General features: G+C 64.6%; 13 protein-coding genes. 8 read left to right on the forward strand and 5 right to left on the reverse strand.

Annotated elements, in window-relative coordinates:
- Window positions 1-5: 5 nt before the first annotated feature.
- On the reverse strand, window positions 6-764 hold the full coding sequence (locus ACIGKL_RS00760) for a class I SAM-dependent methyltransferase (protein ID WP_397484835.1): 759 nt from the start codon (window positions 762-764) through the stop codon (window positions 6-8).
- Window positions 765-835: 71 nt separating this feature from the next.
- Here ACIGKL_RS00760 and gloB point away from each other — a divergent pair, with 71 nt between their 5' ends.
- On the forward strand, window positions 836-1,609 hold the full coding sequence (gloB, locus tag ACIGKL_RS00765) for a hydroxyacylglutathione hydrolase (RefSeq protein WP_397484836.1): 774 nt from the start codon (window positions 836-838) through the stop codon (window positions 1,607-1,609).
- A 156-nt stretch (window positions 1,610-1,765) separates the two neighbouring features.
- A complete protein-coding gene (locus tag ACIGKL_RS00770) occupies window positions 1,766-3,334 on the forward strand; it encodes a LysM peptidoglycan-binding domain-containing protein (protein ID WP_397484837.1) in 1,569 nt (522 codons plus the stop codon).
- Window positions 3,335-3,386: 52 nt separating this feature from the next.
- Here the strand turns inward: ACIGKL_RS00770 and ACIGKL_RS00775 are convergent, their stop codons facing one another.
- The gene (locus tag ACIGKL_RS00775; protein ID WP_397484838.1) at window positions 3,387-4,808 is read right to left on the reverse strand and encodes an HDOD domain-containing protein; all 1,422 of its coding nucleotides are present in this window, start codon (window positions 4,806-4,808) and stop codon (window positions 3,387-3,389) included.
- Between the two features lie 167 nt (window positions 4,809-4,975).
- On the opposite strand from ACIGKL_RS00775, the gene ACIGKL_RS00780 reads away from it, so the two are divergent.
- Genes ACIGKL_RS00780 through fabI form a run of 6 tightly spaced genes read left to right on the forward strand, consistent with a single transcriptional unit; the run spans window position 4,976 to window position 13,190 of the window.
- Window positions 4,976-6,805: an extracellular solute-binding protein gene (locus ACIGKL_RS00780; RefSeq protein ID WP_397484839.1), complete on the forward strand. Its 1,830-nt coding sequence runs from the start codon at window positions 4,976-4,978 to the stop codon at window positions 6,803-6,805.
- Window positions 6,802-8,643: an extracellular solute-binding protein gene (locus tag ACIGKL_RS00785; RefSeq protein ID WP_397484840.1), complete on the forward strand. Its 1,842-nt coding sequence runs from the start codon at window positions 6,802-6,804 to the stop codon at window positions 8,641-8,643. Before ACIGKL_RS00780 ends, ACIGKL_RS00785 begins: the two co-directional genes overlap by 4 nt.
- A 1-nt stretch (window position 8,644) precedes the next feature.
- Window positions 8,645-9,730 carry a microcin C ABC transporter permease YejB gene (locus ACIGKL_RS00790; protein ID WP_397484841.1) on the forward strand — a complete coding sequence of 362 codons (1,086 nt, stop codon included), beginning with the start codon at window positions 8,645-8,647 and terminating at the stop codon, window positions 9,728-9,730.
- 2 nt (window positions 9,731-9,732) lie between these two features.
- Window positions 9,733-10,752: an ABC transporter permease gene (locus ACIGKL_RS00795; protein ID WP_397484842.1), complete on the forward strand. Its 1,020-nt coding sequence runs from the start codon at window positions 9,733-9,735 to the stop codon at window positions 10,750-10,752.
- A 1-nt stretch (window position 10,753) separates the two neighbouring features.
- Window positions 10,754-12,367, forward strand: coding sequence for an ABC transporter ATP-binding protein (locus ACIGKL_RS00800; RefSeq protein ID WP_397484843.1), 1,614 nt, complete (start codon window positions 10,754-10,756; stop codon window positions 12,365-12,367).
- A gap of 28 nt (window positions 12,368-12,395) precedes the next feature.
- Window positions 12,396-13,190 (forward strand): enoyl-ACP reductase FabI, encoded by a 795-nt coding sequence (gene fabI / locus ACIGKL_RS00805; protein WP_024308006.1) that lies wholly within the window; start codon window positions 12,396-12,398, stop codon window positions 13,188-13,190.
- Window positions 13,191-13,318: 128 nt separating this feature from the next.
- Here the strand turns inward: fabI and ACIGKL_RS00810 are convergent, their stop codons facing one another.
- The 3 genes from ACIGKL_RS00810 to lon form a co-directional block, all read right to left on the reverse strand.
- The gene (locus ACIGKL_RS00810) at window positions 13,319-15,166 is read right to left on the reverse strand and encodes a SurA N-terminal domain-containing protein (protein WP_397484844.1); all 1,848 of its coding nucleotides are present in this window, start codon (window positions 15,164-15,166) and stop codon (window positions 13,319-13,321) included.
- 191 nt (window positions 15,167-15,357) lie between these two features.
- Entirely contained in the window at window positions 15,358-15,630 is a 273-nt protein-coding gene (hupB, locus tag ACIGKL_RS00815) for a nucleoid-associated protein HU-beta (RefSeq protein ID WP_003239952.1), read from the reverse strand.
- A gap of 135 nt (window positions 15,631-15,765) precedes the next feature.
- A complete protein-coding gene (gene lon / locus ACIGKL_RS00820; protein WP_397484845.1) occupies window positions 15,766-18,162 on the reverse strand; it encodes an endopeptidase La in 2,397 nt (798 codons plus the stop codon).
- Window positions 18,163-18,312: the final 150 nt, after the last annotated feature.

Raw genomic sequence — 18,312 nt, forward strand, 5'->3', positions numbered from 1 at the left:
AGCGCCTAACGTTCGGCATTGCGCCGGCTGACCTTGGCCACCGGCATCGGCAGCAGCTTGCCCATGGGCTCGCGACGTGCCGGACGCAGCGGGCGCAAGCCGACCACCAGCTTGCGCGCCACCAATAGATAGAAGCCGGCGCCCGGCAATTGCCAGACCTCGCCCCAGTGCTCCAGCCGACTCAGGCGCGTTTGCCAGGCCGCTGCAGCGAGCGGCGGACGATAGCACCCGAAGCGGCGTTTCTCCAGCGCGAAGCCGAGCAGGCTCAGCCAGTCGCCAACCCGATTGGGCGAGATGCAGCGTGCGCGCCTGAGTCCGTCGCCGGCGAACAGGCTGCGCGCGCCCCAGCAGCTCCAGGGATTGATGCCGAGAATCAGCAGATGGCCGCCCGGCCGCACGCTGCGCGCCGCCTCGCGCAGCAGGCCATGCGGCGACAGGCTGAAATCCAGGCCGTGCTGCAGCACCACCACGTCGGCTGCGTGTTCGCTGAGCGGCCAGGCCTGTTCCTCGCAAACGATCTGCACCCCTGGCAACGGCGCACCGAGGCGCACGTTGCACTGGATCTGCCCGGCATCCGGCGGTGGCTCGGCACCGGGACCATAGCTGACCAGGTAGCCACCGAAGAACTTCGCCAGCTCTTCCTCCAGCAGACGCCGCTCCTCACCCAGCAGCAACTGGCCGAGCGGCCCAGCCAGCCAGGCTCGAGCCTCGCCGATCAGCTTGAGCCAGTCGGGGTCGGCCTGGGCGAATGCCTGCTCGCTCATCGGATTCCTCTCATGACAGTGGTGCGCATGGGGACTAAGATGCACCTTTATTACCAGCTTAGCGACCCGCAATGATCCGCATCGACGCCCTGCCCGCCTTCACCGACAACTACCTCTGGCTGCTGCAGGATGCCGCCAGCCAGCGCTGTGCCGTGGTCGACCCGGGCGATGCGGCGCCGGTGCTGGCCTGGCTGGCGGCCCATCCGGGTTGGCAGCTCAGCGACATCCTGGTCACCCATCATCATTTCGACCATGTCGGCGGCATCGAAAAGCTCAAGGTCGCCACCGGCGCCCGCGTGCTCGGCCCGGTCGCCGAGGACATCCCCGTACGCGACCTGGCGTTGGGCGACGGTGATCGGGTCGAGGTGCTCGGCCTGCGCTTGCAGGTGCTGGCCGTGCCCGGCCACACCCTCGGTCATATCGCCTATTACCAGGCCGAGCAGGGTCTGCTGTTCTGCGGCGACACCCTGTTCGCCGGTGGCTGCGGACGCCTGTTCGAGGGTACGCCGCAGCAGATGCACGAATCGCTCGAACGCCTGGCGGCGCTGCCCGGCGCCACCCAGGTGTATTGCACCCACGAGTACACCCTGAGCAATCTGCGCTTCGCCCAAGCGGTGGAGCCGGACAACCCGCAGATCGCCGCCCGCCTGAGCGAGGTCAGTCGCTGGCGCGAGGCCGGGCGCATCAGCCTGCCCTCCAGCATCGCCCTGGAGTTGGCCAGCAATCCTTTTCTGCGCACGACTCAGCCCGCCGTGATCCGTGCAGCCGAACGCCACGACAACCGGCGATACGACCAGCCGAGCGCAGTGTTCGCTAGCCTGCGCGCCTGGAAGGATCAGTTCTAGAACTCGCCGGGCTCGCAAAAAATGCCGGGAGCAGATTTCGTCGCCTGCGACGGCCTGACAGGGATGCCGGTCACAAAAGACTGGTGAAAACTTGACCAGTCCAGGCTCGATTCCTAGAATCGCCCGACCTTTTCGCCGGGAATGCCACCTCGACCAATGCCCTTATCACCACGCAAGCCCTTGAATTTAAAGGCATTAGCACAAAGCACCCAGGTGCTCGTGGTGATGTGTTGCATGACCCTGGCCGGCTGTCAGAGCCTGGCCCCGTCCACCCCGGACGACGCCGCCGACACCTCGCGCGCCGTCGGCCTGGAGCGTGAGCCGGAGTGGCTCAGCAGCCAGATCAAGCCTCGCGAGTACGCCGATATCTGGGAGCGCATGCGCGATGGCTTCAAGCTGCAGGACGAGATCGGCATCAACCCGCGCGTCGAACGTCTGCGCCTGTGGTACGCCAGCAACCCCAGGCACGTCGATACCGTCAGCGAACGCAGCGCCCCCTATATCCACTACATCGTCGAACGCCTGGCCGAGCGCGACATGCCCATGGAGCTGGCGCTGCTGCCGGTGATCGAGAGCGCCTACGACCCGCAGGCCTATTCCCCCGCCCACGCCGTCGGCCTGTGGCAGTTCATCCCCTCCACCGGCCGCCATTACAACCTGCGCCAGACCAGCTGGTACGACGGCCGCCGCGACGTCACCGCCTCGACCCAGGCCGCACTCAACTACCTCAGCCGCCTGCACGAGATGTTCAATGGCGACTGGCTGCTCGCCCTGGCCGCCTATAATGCCGGCGAAGGCCGCATCAGCCGGGCCATCGAACGCAACGAGAAACTCGGCCTGCCCAGCGACTACTGGAACCTGGCGCTGCCCAAGGAAACCGAAGACTACGTGCCCAAGCTGCTGGCGCTGTCGCAGGTGATCCTCACCCCGGAGGCCTATGGCGTGAGCCTGTCGCCAGTGGCCAACGAGCCCTATTTCGAACAAGTGGCGATCAAGCAGCATATGGACCTGTCGCGCGTCGCCCGCCTGGCCGACCTCGACGAGGAGGAGCTGCTGCAGCTCAACCCCGCCTACAAGCGCGGCGTCACCCTCGACGGGCCGCAGCACCTGCTGGTGCCGACGGACAAGGCGGAGATGCTCAGTGCCAACCTGGCCCTGATGAAACCGCAGGAGCTGGTCGACTGGCAGAGCTACACCGTGCGCGCCGGCGACAGCCTGCACGCCATCGCCAACCGCCATCACCTGACGGTGAACACGCTCAAGGACGTCAACCGCCTCAGCGGCAACAACCTGCGTATCGGCCAGGTGTTGACCATTCCCGGCAAGCCCGGCGCGCAGCCGAGCGAACCGCTGTACCAGCGCAGCACGGTGCAAACGCCGGCGGCACGCAGCTATCAGGTGAAAGACGGTGACAACCTGTGGCAGATCGCTCGCGCCCACCAGGTCTCGGTGCATGACCTGCAGCGCTGGAACCAGCTGCGAGGCAACCAGTTGAAGGTCGGCCAGCGCCTCAGCCTGGCGCCGGCCGAGACGGGCAACCAGGTCGCCAGTAACACGCGCAGCAGCGCCTCGCGCGACAAGGCGACCTACTACCGGGTGCAGAAAGGCGACTCGCTGTACGTCATCGCCAAGCGCTTCAAGATCGACCTCAAGCGCCTGCAGGCCTGGAACCCACGCAGCAGCAGCCTGCGCCCGGGACAGATGCTGACCCTCTATCTACCCTGAAGAGCCTGTTTTAACACAGCACGGCCGACGCGCAGCAGCGTTTGAACAGGCTCTAACGCCGGCTCAAGGCCTCCAGGCAGCGTCCGGTCAGCTGGGTGAAACGCTGGAAGGCAACGAACTGCTCGTGGCGTAGCGCGCGCCCCGACAGCCGGCTGTCGGCGTAGAGCACGCCAATCTCCCGCGTTCCCGCGAGGACCGGGGCGATAAAGAACATCCCGGCCCCCAGGCTGCGGCGGATCGGCTGGGTGACCAGCTCGGCCAGGTTGTAGCTGGCCGGTACGCCCATCCAGATCGCCTCGCGGTGACGCAGGACATAGCTGAAGACATGCGGCTGTTCCACCTGCTCGGCCGGCAGAACGAAATCGCGCAGCCACTGCTCGGTCTTGTCGCCGATCACCCGCTTGGCACGGAAACAGCTCTGCCCGTCGGCCAGCACCGCGAGCATCACCCGTTCCAGTCCGGCGCCTTGATGCAGGCCCTTGAGCAGAGTGTCGAGGATCAGACCGACGTCGCCGCGCTTGCTCACCATCAGGCCGAGATCCTGCAGGGCCTGCTGCAGCACCAGCAGGTTCGGCTGCAACACGCGCGCCCTGCGCTCCTCCTGCTGCAGGCGGATCTGCTCGGGGTCGGTGTTGGGAATCAGCCGGCACAGCTTGCTGGCGCCGAAGGTCGAGGCGACCTTGACCGCCTCGTCGGCGCTGGCCAGCACCTGCTGCAGGGCCTCCTCCGGGCTGAGGTCGACGAAAGCGGCCATCTTCGCCAATACAGCCTCCATCTCCGGCGACTCCCAGCCCTGCAACGCCGCCTCGCTGATGCGCACGCCCAACTGCACCGCGTAGGTCGCCGGGTCGTGCTGGTTGGTGCCGGCATGCGCCAGGCTGACGGTTTCGCCCAGGTTCCAGCTTTTCACCAGGCCCTGGGTCAACTGGCGGAAGCTGGTGCCAAGCACCTCGCGCACCGCCTCGTCCGCATCCACGCCGGGCTGGACCAGGGCGGCAGCCAGCTCGTCGGCTTGGTCGCCGCCGCAGCCCCAGAACGCCAGTTCGCCCAGGTGGTGCAGCAAGGCGGCGATGAACACTTCCTCGGCATGCTTGGAGAGCACGTAGCCGGCGATGTTGCGTGCCTGCACCGCAGCGTGGAAGGAGCGCGCGAGCAGCTCCTGCAGCTGCTCGCGCGGAGCGCGGGTGAGCAGGCCGTCGATCAGGCTGACCGACAGGCCGATCAGCCGCACGTTGTCGAAACCGATCAGCACGATGGCCCGCGAGATGGTCTTGATGGCTTCCTGCGACGGGTTGTAATAGACGCTGTTGCCGACCCGCAGCACCTTGGAGGTCAGCGCCGCGTCGCGCAGCAGCACATCGGCCAGTTGCTGCACCGAGGCCGAATCCTGCTGCGCCAGGCGCTGCAAATCCTGCACCACGGCGGCCAGCGCGGGTAGTTCGGCTTGGTTCAGGCGATCGATCCATGACTGCAAACCATGGCTGCGTTCTGGCAAATCGGTACCCTCGCTGAGTTTTCCCAAGTGTATGCCAAAGTGCCGTCAGTGCTTGCCTGGCACAGCGGTCTTTTTCCTGCCGATACAAGCTGTTACTGTACCGCCACAGAAGCCCAAAAGCCGCCATGGATCGGATTTCACGCCCGATGCGTCCCCTCCTCCCGCTGTTCCTCAGCCTGGCCTTGAGCTTTCCCGTCTCTGCGACCATCAGCGAGAGCCACGGCTACGCCCAGTTCGGGACGCTCAAATACCCCGCCAGCTTCAGCCATTTCGACTGGGTCAACCCCGAGGCGCCCAAGGGCGGCACCCTGCGGATCATGGCTTCGGGCACCTTCGACACGCTCAATCCCTACACCTTCAAGGGCAGCAGCCCGATCTCCACCGCGCATTTCCTGCAGTACGGGGTCAACGAGCTCAACGAGCCGCTGATGGTCGGCACCGGCGCCTACGACCCGTCGGGCGACGAGCCGGCCTCCAGCTACGGGCTGATCGCCGCCAGCGTCGAGTACAGCGAGGACCGCAGCTGGGTGGTGTTCAACCTGCGTCCCGAGGCACGCTTTCACGACGGCAAGCCGATCACCGCCTTCGATGTGGCCTTCTCCTATCGCCTGCTGCGCAGCGACGGCCATCCGCAGTACCGCACCCACCTGCAGGAGGTGAAGCGGGTCGACATCCTCAATCGCCAGCGCATCCGCTTCGTCTTCAAGCGCGCCGGCAACCCCCTGCTGATCCTGCGCCTGGGCGAACTGCCGGTGCTGCCGCAGCACTACTGGAAGGACCGCGACTTCAAGGCCACCACCTTCGAGCCGCCGCTGGGCAGCGGCCCCTACCGCATCGCTCAGGTGGTGCCGGGGCGGCGCCTGGTGTTCCAGCGGGTCAAGGACTGGTGGGGCAAGGACCTGCCGGTCAATCGCGGCAAGTACAACTTCGACCGCGTCGAGGTGGAGTTCTACCGCGACAACCACGTGGCCTTCGAAGCCTTCAAGGCCGGCGAATTCGACTTCTATATCGAGAACCAGGCGAAGAACTGGGCCAACGGCTACCGCTTTCCCGCGGTCGAACGCGGCGAGGTGATCCGCGCCGAGATCGCCCACCAGATCCCTACCCAGACCCAGGCACTGTTCATGAACACCCGCCGCGGCCTGTTCGGCGAGCGCAAGGTGCGCGAGGCACTGGGGCTGATGTTCGACTTCGAATGGACCAACCGCACCCTGTTCAACAACTCCTACGTGCGTGCCAGCAGCTACTACCCCAACAGCGAGTTCTCCGCCAGCGGCAAGCCCGAGGGCGCCGAGTGGCTGCTGCTGTCGCCGCACCGCGACAAGCTACCGGCGCGGCTGTTCACCGAAGCGCCGAAACAACCGGTTACCGACGGCCGCGGCATCCCGCGGGAAACCTTGCGCCGCGCCCTCGGTCTATTGGCCGACGCCGGCTGGAAGCCCGTCGGCCAGGAGCTGCGCAATGCTCGCGGCGAACGCTTCGAGTTCGAGATCATGCTGGTCAACCCCAGCCTCGAACGCATCCTCCAGCCCTACGTCGCCAATCTGGCCAGCATCGGCATTCGCGCCAACCTGCGCACCGTCGACCGCGCCCAGTACAAACAGCGCCTCGACCAGTTCGACTACGACATGATCCTGCTGACCCTGCCGCAAACCTTGAGCCCCGGCCTGGAGCAGTGGCTGTACTTCCACTCCAGCCAGGTCGACATCAAGGGCAGCAAGAACTACGCCGGCGTCGCCCACCCGGTGGTCGACGCGATGATCGACAAGCTGCTCTCGGCACAGACCCGCGACGAGCAGATCGCCGCCACCCGCGCGCTGGACCGGGTCTTGCTTTGGCAGCACTACAGCATCCCCAACTGGTACATCAATTATCACCGCCTGGCGTACCGCAACCGGTTCGCCTTCGTCACCACGCCGCCCTACACACTGGGCCTGCGCACCTGGTGGCTGAAGTCCACGGAGAACGCTCGATGACCCACCCGCTGCGCAGTTTCCTGCTTCACGGTAGCAGCCTCATCCTGCTCGGCCTGGCCGGCCTCGCCCTCGCCGCCCCCAAGCACGCGGCCACCCTCTACGACGAGGCGCCCAAGTATCCGGCCGACTTCCAGCACTTCGACTACGCCAACCCCGATGCACCGAAAGGCGGCACCTTCCGCCAGGCCGGCTTCGGCGGCTTCGACAGCCTTAATCCCTTTATCAACAGGGGCGTTGCCGCCGACGATATCGGCCTGATCTACGACACCCTCACCGTACAGAGCCAGGACGAGCCATTCAGCGCCTACGGCCTGGTGGCCGAGAAGATCGAAAAGGCCCCCGACAACGCCTGGGTACGCTTCCATTTGCGCAAGCAGGCGCGCTTTCACGATGGCACGCCGATGACCGCCGAGGACGTCAAGTTCACCTTCGATACCCTGATGGAGAAAGGCGCGCCCATGTACCGCGGCTATTACGCCGACGTCGAGCGGGTCGAGGTGGAGTCGCCACAGCGTGTGCGCTTCGTCTTCAAGCACCCCGGCAACCGCGAGTTGCCGCTGATCGTCGGCCAGCTGCCGGTACTGCCCAAGCACTGGTGGGCAGAGCGTGACTTCAGCAAGGGCAACCTGGAGGTGCCGCTCGGCAGCGGTCCGTATAAGGTCGCCCGGGTGCAGGCCGGGCGCAGCATCCGCTACGAGCGGGTGGCGGACTGGTGGGCCAAGGATCTGCCGGTGAGCCGCGGCTTCTACAACTTCGACGCCATTCAGATCGACTACTACCGCGACAACACCGTGGCCCTGGAGGCGCTCAAGGCCGGCCAGTTCGACTACTGGCTGGAGACCAGCGCGAAGAACTGGGCCACCGCCTACGACGTGCCGGCGGTGGCCAACGGCCAGCTGATCAAGGAAGAGATCCAGAACCGCAACCCCACCGGCATGCAAGGCTTCATCTTCAACACCCGCCGCGCGCAGTTCCAGGATCGCCGCGTGCGCGAGGCGCTCGGCCTGCTGTTCGACTTCGAATGGGCCAACAAGCGCCTGTTCAACGGCGCCTACACCCGCACCCGCAGCTACTTCGACAACTCCGAACTGGGCTCCAGCGGCCTGCCGGGCGAGGGCGAGCTGGCCATTCTCGAACCGCTGCGCGGCCAGATTCCGGCCGAGGTGTTCAGCGAGGAATACCGCGTGCCGGCCACCGACGGCAGCGGCATCATCCGCGAGCATCAGCGCCGTGCCTATCAGTTGCTGCAACAGGCCGGCTGGCGCATCGACGGCGATCGCATGCTGGATGCCGGCGGTCAGCCGGTAAGCTTCGAGTTCCTCCTGGCGCAGACCGAGTTCGAGCGCGTCCTGCTGCCGTTCAAGCGCAACCTGGCCGATCTCGGCATGGAGCTGGTGATCCGCCGGGTCGACGTGTCGCAGTATGTCAATCGCCTGCGCTCGCGCGACTTCGACATGATCGTCGGCGGCTTCGGCCAGTCCAACTCGCCAGGCAACGAGCAGCGCGAGTACTGGCATTCCTCCAGCGCCGACAATCCCGGCAGCCGCAACTTCATCGGTCTCAAGGACCCGGCCATCGACCAACTGGTCGAAGGGCTGATCAACGCCGACTCGCGGCAGAGCCTGATCGCCCACACCCGCGCCCTCGACCGCGTGCTGCTGTGGGGCCACTACGTGATCCCCAACTGGCACATCAAGACCTGGCGCGTGGCCTACTGGAACCGCTTCGAACACCCCAAGGTGACGCCGCTGTACGACATCGGCCTGCACACCTGGTGGGTACGCCCGGGCCTGGAGCAAGCCGAGCAAACGCCAGAGCACGGCGAGGCGGAGCAATAAGATGCTGGCCTATATCATTCGCCGCCTGTTGCTGATCATTCCCACCCTGTTTGGCATCCTGGTGATCAACTTCGTCATCATCCAGGCCGCGCCCGGCGGCCCGGTCGAACAGATGATCGCCAAACTGGAGGGCTTCGATGCGGCCGCCGGCGGCGCCACCGGGCGCATCGGCGGCGGCGGCGCCGAGGTTTCGGTGGCCGGCTCCAACTATCGCGGCGCCCAGGGCCTCGACCCGCAGCTGATCGCCGAGATCGAGAAGATGTATGGCTTCGACAAGTCGGCACCGGAACGCTTCTGGATCATGCTGACAAACTACGCGCGACTGGATTTCGGCGAGAGCTTCTTCCGCGACGCCAAGGTCATCGACCTGATCGTCGAGAAGATGCCGGTGTCGATTTCCCTGGGGCTGTGGAGCACCCTGATCATGTACCTGGTCTCCATCCCCCTGGGGATTGCCAAGGCCACCCGCCACGGCAGCGCCTTCGACGTCTGGACCAGCTCGGCGATCATCGTCGGTTACGCCATCCCGGCCTTCCTCTTCGCCATCCTGCTGATCGTGCTGTTCGCCGGCGGCAGCTACTTCGACTGGTTCCCGCTGCGCGGCCTGACCTCGAACAACTTCGAGCAGCTCAGCCTCGGCGGCAAGATTCTCGACTACCTGTGGCACCTGGTGCTGCCGGTCACCGCCCTGGTGATCGGCAACTTCGCCACCCTGACCCTGCTGACCAAGAACAGCTTCCTCGACGAGATCAACAAACAGTACGTGATCACCGCTCGCGCCAAGGGCCTGACCAACCACCGCGTGCTCTACGGTCATGTGTTCCGCAACGCCATGCTGCTGATCATCGCCGGCTTCCCCGCCGCCTTCATCGGTATCTTCTTCACCGGCTCCTTGCTGATCGAAGTGATCTTCTCCCTCGACGGCCTCGGCCTGATGAGTTTCGAGGCGGCGATCAACCGCGACTACCCGGTGGTGTTCGGCACCCTGTTCATCTTCACCTTGCTGGGACTGGTCGTGAAATTGATCGGTGACATCACCTACACCCTGGTCGATCCGCGCATCGACTTCGAAAGCCGGGAGGGCTGAACATGAAGCTTTCCCCGCTCAATCAACGGCGTTTCGAGCGCTTCAAGGCGCACAAGCGCGGCTGGTGGTCGCTGTGGCTGTTTCTCACCCTGTTCGGCCTGAGCCTCGGCGCCGAACTGATCGCCAACGACAAACCGCTGGCCGTGCGTTACGACGGGCAGTGGTACTTCCCGGTGCTCAAGCGCTACCCGGAAACGGTGTTCGGCGGTGAATTCCCGCTGCAAGCCAACTACAAGAGCCCCTATATCCAGGACCTGATCGCGGAAAAGGATGGCTGGATGATCTGGCCGCCGATTCCCTTCAGCTATTCGAGCATCAACTATGACCTGGAAGTGCCGGCTCCGGCGCCGCCTTCGGCGCAGAACTGGCTGGGCACCGACGATCAGGGCCGCGACGTGCTGGCACGGGTGATCTACGGCTTTCGCATCTCGGTGCTGTTCGCCCTGACCCTGACCCTGGCCAGCTCGGTGATCGGCGTGATCGCCGGCGCGCTGCAAGGCTTCTATGGCGGCTGGGTCGACCTGCTCGGTCAGCGCTTTCTGGAAATCTGGTCGGGCCTGCCGGTGCTCTACCTGCTGATCATCCTCGCCAGCTTCGTGCAGCCGAACTTCTGGTGGCTGCTGGGCATCATGCTGCTGTTCTCCTGGATGAGCCTGGTGGACGTGGTACGCGCCGAATTCCTGCGCGGCCGCAACCTCGAGTACGTGCGTGCGGCGCGGGCGCTGGGCATGGGCAACGGCGCGATCATGTTCCGCCATATCCTGCCCAATGCCATGGTCTCGACCATGACCTTCATGCCCTTCATCCTCACCGGCGCCATCGGCACCCTGACCGCGCTGGACTTCCTCGGCTTCGGCCTGCCGCCCGGCGCGCCATCGCTCGGCGAACTGGTCGCCCAGGGCAAGAGCAACCTGCAGGCGCCCTGGCTGGGTATCAGCGCCTTCGCCGTACTGGCGATCATGCTGAGCCTGCTGGTGTTCATCGGCGAAGCCGCCCGCGATGCCTTCGACCCGAGGAAATGACATGAGCCAGAACGAAACCCTGCTGCAAGTTCGCGACCTGGCCGTCGAGTTCGTCATGGGCGAGCAGTGCCAGCGCGTGGTCGAGGGCGTCAGCTTCGACATCCGCAAGGGCGAGACCCTGGCCCTGGTCGGCGAGAGCGGCTCGGGCAAGTCGGTCACCGCCCACTCCATCCTGCGCCTGCTGCCCTACCCGCTGGCGCGCCATCCGGCCGGCAGCATCGAGTACGCCGGCGAGGACCTGCTCAAGCTCGGCGAGGGCCGTCTGCGCGGCATCCGCGGCAATCGCATCGCCATGGTTTTCCAGGAGCCAATGACCTCGCTCAACCCGCTGCACAGCATCGAAAAGCAGATCAACGAGGTGCTCGCCCTGCACAAGGGCCTGCGCGGCAAGGCCGCCAGCGCCCGCACCCTGGAACTGCTGGAGCTGGTCGGCATCCCCGAGCCGAAGAAACGCCTGAAGGCCTACCCGCACGAACTCTCCGGCGGCCAGCGCCAGCGGGTGATGATCGCCATGGCCCTGGCCAACGAACCACAGCTACTGATCGCCGACGAACCGACCACCGCGCTGGACGTCACCGTGCAGCTGAAAATCCTAGAACTACTCAAGGATCTGCAGGCGCGCCTGGGCATGTCGCTGCTGCTGATTAGCCACGATCTCAACCTGGTGCGCAGAATTGCCCATCGCGTATGTGTCATGCAGCAAGGTCGCATCGTCGAACAGGCGTCGTGTGAAAACTTGTTCCAGGCGCCGCAGCATCCCTATACCAAGGAACTGCTCGGCGCCGAACCTAGCGGCGAGCCCGCGGCCAACCCCGTGGGCCAGCCGCTGCTGGAGGTGGACGACCTGCGCGTGTGGTTCCCGATCAAGAAGGGCCTGCTGCGCAGGACGGTCGATCATGTCAAGGCGGTGGACGGCATCAACTTCAGCCTGCCCCGGGGCCAGACCCTGGGCATCGTGGGCGAAAGCGGTTCCGGCAAGTCCACCCTGGGCATGGCGATCCTGCGGCTGCTCGCCAGCCGCGGCGATATCCGCTTCCAGGGCCAGCAGTTGCAGGGCCTGAGCCAGCATGAAGTACGCCCGTTGCGACGGCAGATGCAGGTGGTGTTTCAGGACCCCTTCGGCAGTCTCAGCCCGCGCATGTCTGTGGGCCAGATCGTCGGCGAGGGCCTGCGCATTCACCGCATGGGCAACGAGGCGGAGCAGGAACAGGCGATCATCGACGCACTTTTGGAGGTAGGGCTGGATCCGCAGACGCGGCACCGCTACCCCCACGAGTTTTCCGGCGGGCAACGGCAGCGGATTGCCATTGCCCGGGCACTGGTGTTGAAACCGGCGCTGATCCTGCTGGACGAGCCCACCTCGGCGCTCGACCGCACGGTGCAGCGCCAGGTGGTGGAGTTGTTGCGCGGCTTGCAGGCCAAGTACAACCTGACCTATCTGTTTATCAGCCATGACCTGGCGGTAGTCAGAGCGCTGAGCCACCAGTTGATGGTGGTCAAGCAGGGCCAGGTAGTGGAACAGGGGTCTGCCGAGACGATCTTCGGCGCACCGCAACACCCTTATACGCAGCAGTTGCTGGAAGCCGCTTTCATGGCCCCGGCAACGGCTCACTGATCCTTGAAACAGGAAGAGGAATAGCACAATGGGTTTTCTAACCGGTAAGCGCGTACTCATCGTTGGCGTTGCCAGCAAACTGTCCATCGCCTCGGGTATCGCCGCCGCCATGCACCGCGAAGGTGCCGAGCTGGCTTTCACCTACCAGAACGAGAAGCTCAAGGGCCGCGTCGAGGAGTTCGCCGCCGGCTGGGGCTCCAGCGCCGACCTGTGCTTCCCCTGCGATGTGGCCAGCGACGAGGAGATCGCCGCGGTATTCGAAGCGCTGAGCAAGAAGTGGGATGGCCTGGACTGCATCGTCCACTCCGTCGGCTTCGCCCCGGGCGACCAACTCAATGGCGACTTCACCGAAGTGACCACCCGTGAAGGCTTCAAGATCGCCCACGACATCAGCGCCTACAGCTTCGTCGCCCTGGCCAAGGCCGGCCGCGAGATGATGAAGGGCCGCAACGGCAGCCTGCTGACCCTCTCCTACCTGGGTGCCGAGCGCACCATGCCCAACTACAACGTCATGGGCATGGCCAAGGCCAGCCTGGAAGCCGGCGTCCGCTACCTGGCCGGCAGCCTCGGCCCGGAAGGTACCCGCGTCAACGCCATCTCCGCCGGCCCGATCCGTACCCTGGCCGCCAGCGGCATCGCCAGCTTCCGCAAGATGCTGGCCGCCAACGAGAAGCAGACCCCGCTGCGCCGCAACGTGACCATCGAGGAAGTCGGCAATGCCGGCGCATTCCTCTGCTCCGACCTGGCCTCGGGCATCAGCGGCGAGATCATGTACGTCGACGGCGGCTTCAACACCACTGCCATGGGCGCCATGGAAGACTGAGGGACTAGTTCCCGGCAATAGAAGATTGCCGGGAACAACTCGAGACGCCGCTTAGGCAATAAAAACCCGCACGCCGTGCGGGTTTTTTATTGCCTGAAGAGCGCCTCGAACGAGGCGCCCGGAAAGGCTTAGAAACGCTCGATATCGGCCTTGGCTTCGAGCTGCTTGCGGTAGGCGGCGAAGTCCTGCTGACCGGCGCGCGAGGCCAGGAAGTTGCGGTACATGCCCAGCTCTTCTGCGCTCAGCGCCTGCTCCGGCACATTCACCCCGTCCAGACGCAGCAGCACGTAGTCGCCGTTGCTCAACGTCACCCCGGCATAGGTCGGCGTGCCTGCGGCAGCCGGCTTGGGCATGCGGAACAGCGCCTGCAGCACCTTGGGCTCGACGCCCTCCTGGCTGCGCGTCGCCGCTTCCTGCACCTGCCAGCTGTCGCTGCTAGCGTCGCCGGTCTGTACCGCCGCCAGCAGCTTCTCGCCTTCGGCCTTGGCTGCGGCCGCGGCGCGCTCCTGCAGCAGGTGGCTGCGAATGCTGCCTGCGACCTGCTCCAGCGGCAGCTGCTTGGGCTTCTTGTGCTCCTTCACCCGTACCACCACGACAGTGCTCGGATCCAGTTCGATGGTGGAGCTGTTGTTGCCGTCCTCCAGCACTTCCGGGCTGAACGCAGCCTGCAGCACCTGGCGGTTGGCGGTGACGCCAGTGGCGCCGCCTTCACGACCGACCGCCTCGCTGACCTTGACCTCCAGGTCCAGCTCCTGCGCCGGCTGCGCCAGATCGGACGCTTCGAACGCCGCGTCTTCCAGCAGCTTGGTGGCCTCGACGAAGCGCTGCTCGACCTGCTGCGCCTTGTAGTCGCGCGCCAGCTTGTCCTTCAGGCTGGCGAAACTCGGCACCTCGGGTGCCTGCACGCCGAGCAGCTTGATCAGATGCCAGCCGAACTCGCTCTTTACCGGCGCGGACACCTGGCCTGCCTGCAGGGCGTAGAGCGCCTCCTCGAAAGACGGGTCGTAGACGCCGGGGCCGGCGTAACCCAGATCACCGCCATCGGCAGCGGAGCCCGGATCCTGGGAGAACTCCTTGGCCAGCGCGGCGAAGTCCTCGCCGGCGTCGATACGCGCCTTGAGCTCCTCGAGCTTGGTACGCGCCGCCTCGTCGTCGCCCTCGATGAGGATATGCGCCGCCTGGCGCTGCTCGGCCAGGTTGGCGATTTCGCTCTGATACAGCGGCTGCAGCTCTTCGTCGCTGACCTCGACCTGATCGAAGAAGCTGTCCTTGTGCAGCTCGACGTACTCCAGCACCACCTGCTCGGGGCTCATGAACTCGCTGGCGTGTTCGTCGTAATAGGCCTGCACGTCGCCATCGCCCAGCTCGACCGTCGCCGGGTCGGCCTTGATCGCCAGACTGGCGAAGTCGCGGGTCTGCCGCTCCAGGCTGGCGAACGCACGGGCTTGCTGCTCGGTGACGAAGCTGCTGGCACCGAGGCCGGCGCGCAGCTGACCGATGAGCATTTCCTCTTCCAGCATCTGGCGGAACTGCAGGCGGCCGTAGCCCATCTGGCGGATCACCTGATCGAAGCGCGCGGCATCGAAACGGCCATCGACCTGGAATTCGGGGGTTTGCAGAATGACCTGATCCAGCGCCGCCTGGGAGAAGGCGAAATCGGCATCGCCGGCGCCCTGCAGCAGCAGCTTGCGGTCGATCAAGCCCTTGAGGGCGGACTCGCGCAGCAGTCGCTCGTCGAGCAGCGAGGCATCGAAATCGCGCCCCAGTTGTTGCAGCAGCTGACGACGCTGCATTTCCACGGCCTGGCCCAGCTCGTTGAGCGTGACCTCGTCACCGTTGACCGCGGCAGCATTCTGGCTGTTGCTGGTGCCGGTGAGAATCGCCTCGAAGCCGGTAAAGGCCATCAGCAGGACGATGAGGCCGATGATGGTTTTGGCAATCCAACCCTTTGAATTGTCCCTGATATTTTGCAGCATGCTTCCCCCAGAACGTCCGTAAAAAATGACCGGCCGCGCAGTGTGGGTAATGTCCGGATAGAAGAAAGGCGCATCCGAGGATGCGCCTTCTCGTAACGTGCGAAGCGGCTGATGCGGGCTGAGCCGACCTTGGCGCTTCGCGACCGCTGCGCAACCTGTGCGCAGCGGCGGGGCAAAGCCCCGGAAGACGCTTAGTTGACGGCGTCTTTCAGCGCTTTACCGGCTTTGAAGCCCGGGATCTTGGCAGCAGCGATGCTGATCGGCTTGCCGGTCTGCGGGTTGCGACCAGTGCGAGCAGCGCGCTCTTTGACAGCGAAGGTACCGAAACCAACCAGTACAACGGAATCGCCAGCCTTCAGAGCGCCAGTGACGGATTCAATCACTGCATCCAGCGCGCGGCCAGCAACAGCTTTCGGGATATCAGCAGATGCAGCGATGGCATCGATCAGTTCCGACTTGTTCACTCTAAGTCCCCTTATTTCTGTTGAGTTTGTTTCTTGATTTTTAGTGTAAGCAAAGCGGGTGCTGGATGGCCTGCCGACACAATAAGAGCCGCTTTATAACAAGGGCTCAAAAAATGTGTCAAGGAAGCCCCCCGGCTAATGCGTGCTGATTCGCTCCTTGGAATCAGACTCGCGTTTGTCATCCGTTGCAACCATCTCCGGAGCCGCATCGGGCAAGGGCTCCGGGGCGTATTGCAGCGCAATTTGCAGGACCTCGTCAATCCATTTAACCGGTTTAATCTGCAGGTCTTGCTTAATATTTTCCGGAATTTCCCGCAGGTCGCGCACGTTTTCTTCCGGAATGATCACCGTCTTGATCCCGCCCCGATGAGCCGCCAAAAGTTTTTCCTTGAGCCCGCCGATGGCCAACACCTGACCACGCAGGGTGATCTCGCCGGTCATGGCTACGTCGGCGCGCACCGGAATCTGGGTCAGTGCCGACACCAGCGCGGTGCACAGGCCGATACCCGCGCTGGGGCCGTCCTTGGGCGTGGCGCCTTCCGGCATATGGATGTGAACGTCGCGTTTCTCGTTGAAATCGGCGGCGATCCCCAGGCTCTTGGCGCGACTGCGCACCACGGTCATGGCAGCGGTCATAGACTCGGCCATGACGTCGCCGAGCGAGCCGGTCTTGATCAGCACGCCCTTGCCCGGCACCACGGCGGTTTCGATGGTCAGCAACTCGCCGCCCACCTGGGTCCAGGCCAGGCCGGTGACCTGGCCGATCTGATCCTGCTGCTCGGCCAGACCGTAGCGGTACTTGCGCACGCCGAGAAAATGCTCCAGCGACTCGGCCGTGACCTGCACCTGGAAGCGCTTCTCGCGCACGTGTTCCTTCACCGCCTTGCGGCAGACCTTGGCGATCTGCCGCTCCAGGCCGCGCACCCCGGCCTCGCGGGTGTAGTAGCGGATGATGTCGCGGATGGCGCCCTCGTCGAACGCCAGCTCGCCCTTCTTCAGGCCGTTGGCCTGGGTCTGCTTCGGCGCCAGGTACTTGATGGCGATATTGACCTTCTCGTCCTCGGTGTAGCCCGGCAGGCGGATGACTTCCATGCGGTCCAGCAGCGGGCCGGGAATGTTCATCGAATTGGCGGTGCAGAGGAACATCACATCGGACAGGTCGTAATCGACCTCCAGATAGTGATCGTTGAAGTTGTGGTTCTGCTCCGGATCGAGCACCTCGAGCAACGCCGAGGCGGGGTCGCCGCGCATGTCCTGGCCCATCTTGTCGATCTCGTCGAGCAGGAACAGCGGGTTGCGCACGCCGACCTTGGTCATCTTCTGGATCAGGCGGCCGGGCATCGAGCCGATGTAGGTACGGCGGTGACCGCGGATTTCGGCCTCGTCGCGTACGCCGCCCAAGGCCATGCGCACGAACTTGCGGTTGGTCGCGGTGGCGATGGATTCGGCCAGCGAGGTCTTGCCCACACCGGGCGGGCCGACCAGACAGAGCACCGGCCCCTTGAGCTTCTTCACTCGTTTCTGCACGGCGAGGTACTCGAGGATGCGCTCCTTGACCTCCTCCAGACCGTAGTGGTCGGCATCGAGAATGCTCTCGGCGCGCACCAGATCGAGGCGCACCTTACTCTCGGCCTTCCACGGCACGTTGACCAGCCAATCGATGTAGGTACGCACCACGGTGGCTTCGGCAGACATCGGCGACATCTGTTTGAGCTTGTTCAGCTCGGCATTGGCCTTGGTCAGCGCCTCCTTGGACAGACCGGCGTTGTCGATGCGCTTGCGCAGCTCATCGAGCTCGCTATGGCCTTCGTCGATGTCGCCCAGCTCCTTCTGAATGGCCTTCATCTGCTCATTCAGGTAGTACTCGCGCTGGCTGCGCTCCATCTGCTTCTTGACCCGACCGCGAATACGCTTTTCCACCTGCAGCAGGTCGATCTCGGCATCCAGCAGCGCCAGCACATGCTCGACACGCGCCGACAGCGAGGTGATTTCGAGGATCTCCTGCTTCTGCTCGATCTTCAGCGCCATATGCGCGGCCATGGTGTCGACCAGCCGGCTCGGCTCGTCGATGCCGTTGAGCGAGGACAACACCTCGGCCGGCACCTTCTTGCCCAGCTGCACGTACTGCTCGAACTGGCTCAGCAGGCTGCGGGTGAACACCTCGGACTCGCGCTCGGCGGTGTCGCCCTCCTCGATCAGCTGCACCTCGGCACGGCAGTGGCCATCGACCTCGATGAAGCGCTCGATGGCTCCGCGCTGCTCGCCCTCGACCAGCACCTTGACGGTGCCGTCGGGCAGCTTGAGCAGCTGCAGCACGGTGGCGACGGTACCGACCCGATACAGATCCTGATCATCCGGATCATCGACGGCAGGATTCTTCTGGGCGACCAGAAGAATCTGCTTGTCGCCCGTCATCGCTGCCTCCAGGGCTTCGATAGATTTCTCGCGCCCGACAAAAAGCGGGATCACCATGTGCGGATAGACCACAACATCGCGCAATGGCAGGAGAGGCAATTCGATGGTTGTCTTCATGATTTCGGCTCAGCGGCGGCCATAAGGCCGTAAACAGATGGGATTACCCTTGGCTTTTAAGATGGGGGTAGGCCCGGCAAAAAACAAGCACTGCGGCCAGAAAAGCGAAGGGGCCCAGCCGGGCCCCTTCATTGCACCATGTAACTCGAG

The sequence above is a fragment of the Pseudomonas sp. NPDC077186 genome (genome assembly GCF_044543505.1).
GTDB lineage: Bacteria > Pseudomonadota > Gammaproteobacteria > Pseudomonadales > Pseudomonadaceae > Aquipseudomonas.

What these genes read in the sequence shown, in the direction of transcription:
- ACIGKL_RS00760 (WP_397484835.1), bottom strand. Translation starts at nt 764, where the DNA reads ATGAGCGAGCAGGCATTCGCCCAGGCCGACCCCGACTGGCTCAAGCTG.
- gloB (WP_397484836.1), top strand. Translation starts at nt 836, where the DNA reads ATGATCCGCATCGACGCCCTGCCCGCCTTCACCGACAACTACCTCTGG.
- ACIGKL_RS00770 (WP_397484837.1), top strand. Translation starts at nt 1,766, where the DNA reads ATGCCCTTATCACCACGCAAGCCCTTGAATTTAAAGGCATTAGCACAA.
- ACIGKL_RS00780 (WP_397484839.1), top strand. Translation starts at nt 4,976, where the DNA reads ATGCGTCCCCTCCTCCCGCTGTTCCTCAGCCTGGCCTTGAGCTTTCCC.
- ACIGKL_RS00785 (WP_397484840.1), top strand. Translation starts at nt 6,802, where the DNA reads ATGACCCACCCGCTGCGCAGTTTCCTGCTTCACGGTAGCAGCCTCATC.
- ACIGKL_RS00790 (WP_397484841.1), top strand. Translation starts at nt 8,645, where the DNA reads ATGCTGGCCTATATCATTCGCCGCCTGTTGCTGATCATTCCCACCCTG.
- ACIGKL_RS00795 (WP_397484842.1), top strand. Translation starts at nt 9,733, where the DNA reads ATGAAGCTTTCCCCGCTCAATCAACGGCGTTTCGAGCGCTTCAAGGCG.
- ACIGKL_RS00800 (WP_397484843.1), top strand. Translation starts at nt 10,754, where the DNA reads ATGAGCCAGAACGAAACCCTGCTGCAAGTTCGCGACCTGGCCGTCGAG.
- fabI (WP_024308006.1), top strand. Translation starts at nt 12,396, where the DNA reads ATGGGTTTTCTAACCGGTAAGCGCGTACTCATCGTTGGCGTTGCCAGC.
- ACIGKL_RS00810 (WP_397484844.1), bottom strand. Translation starts at nt 15,166, where the DNA reads ATGCTGCAAAATATCAGGGACAATTCAAAGGGTTGGATTGCCAAAACC.
- lon (WP_397484845.1), bottom strand. Translation starts at nt 18,162, where the DNA reads ATGAAGACAACCATCGAATTGCCTCTCCTGCCATTGCGCGATGTTGTG.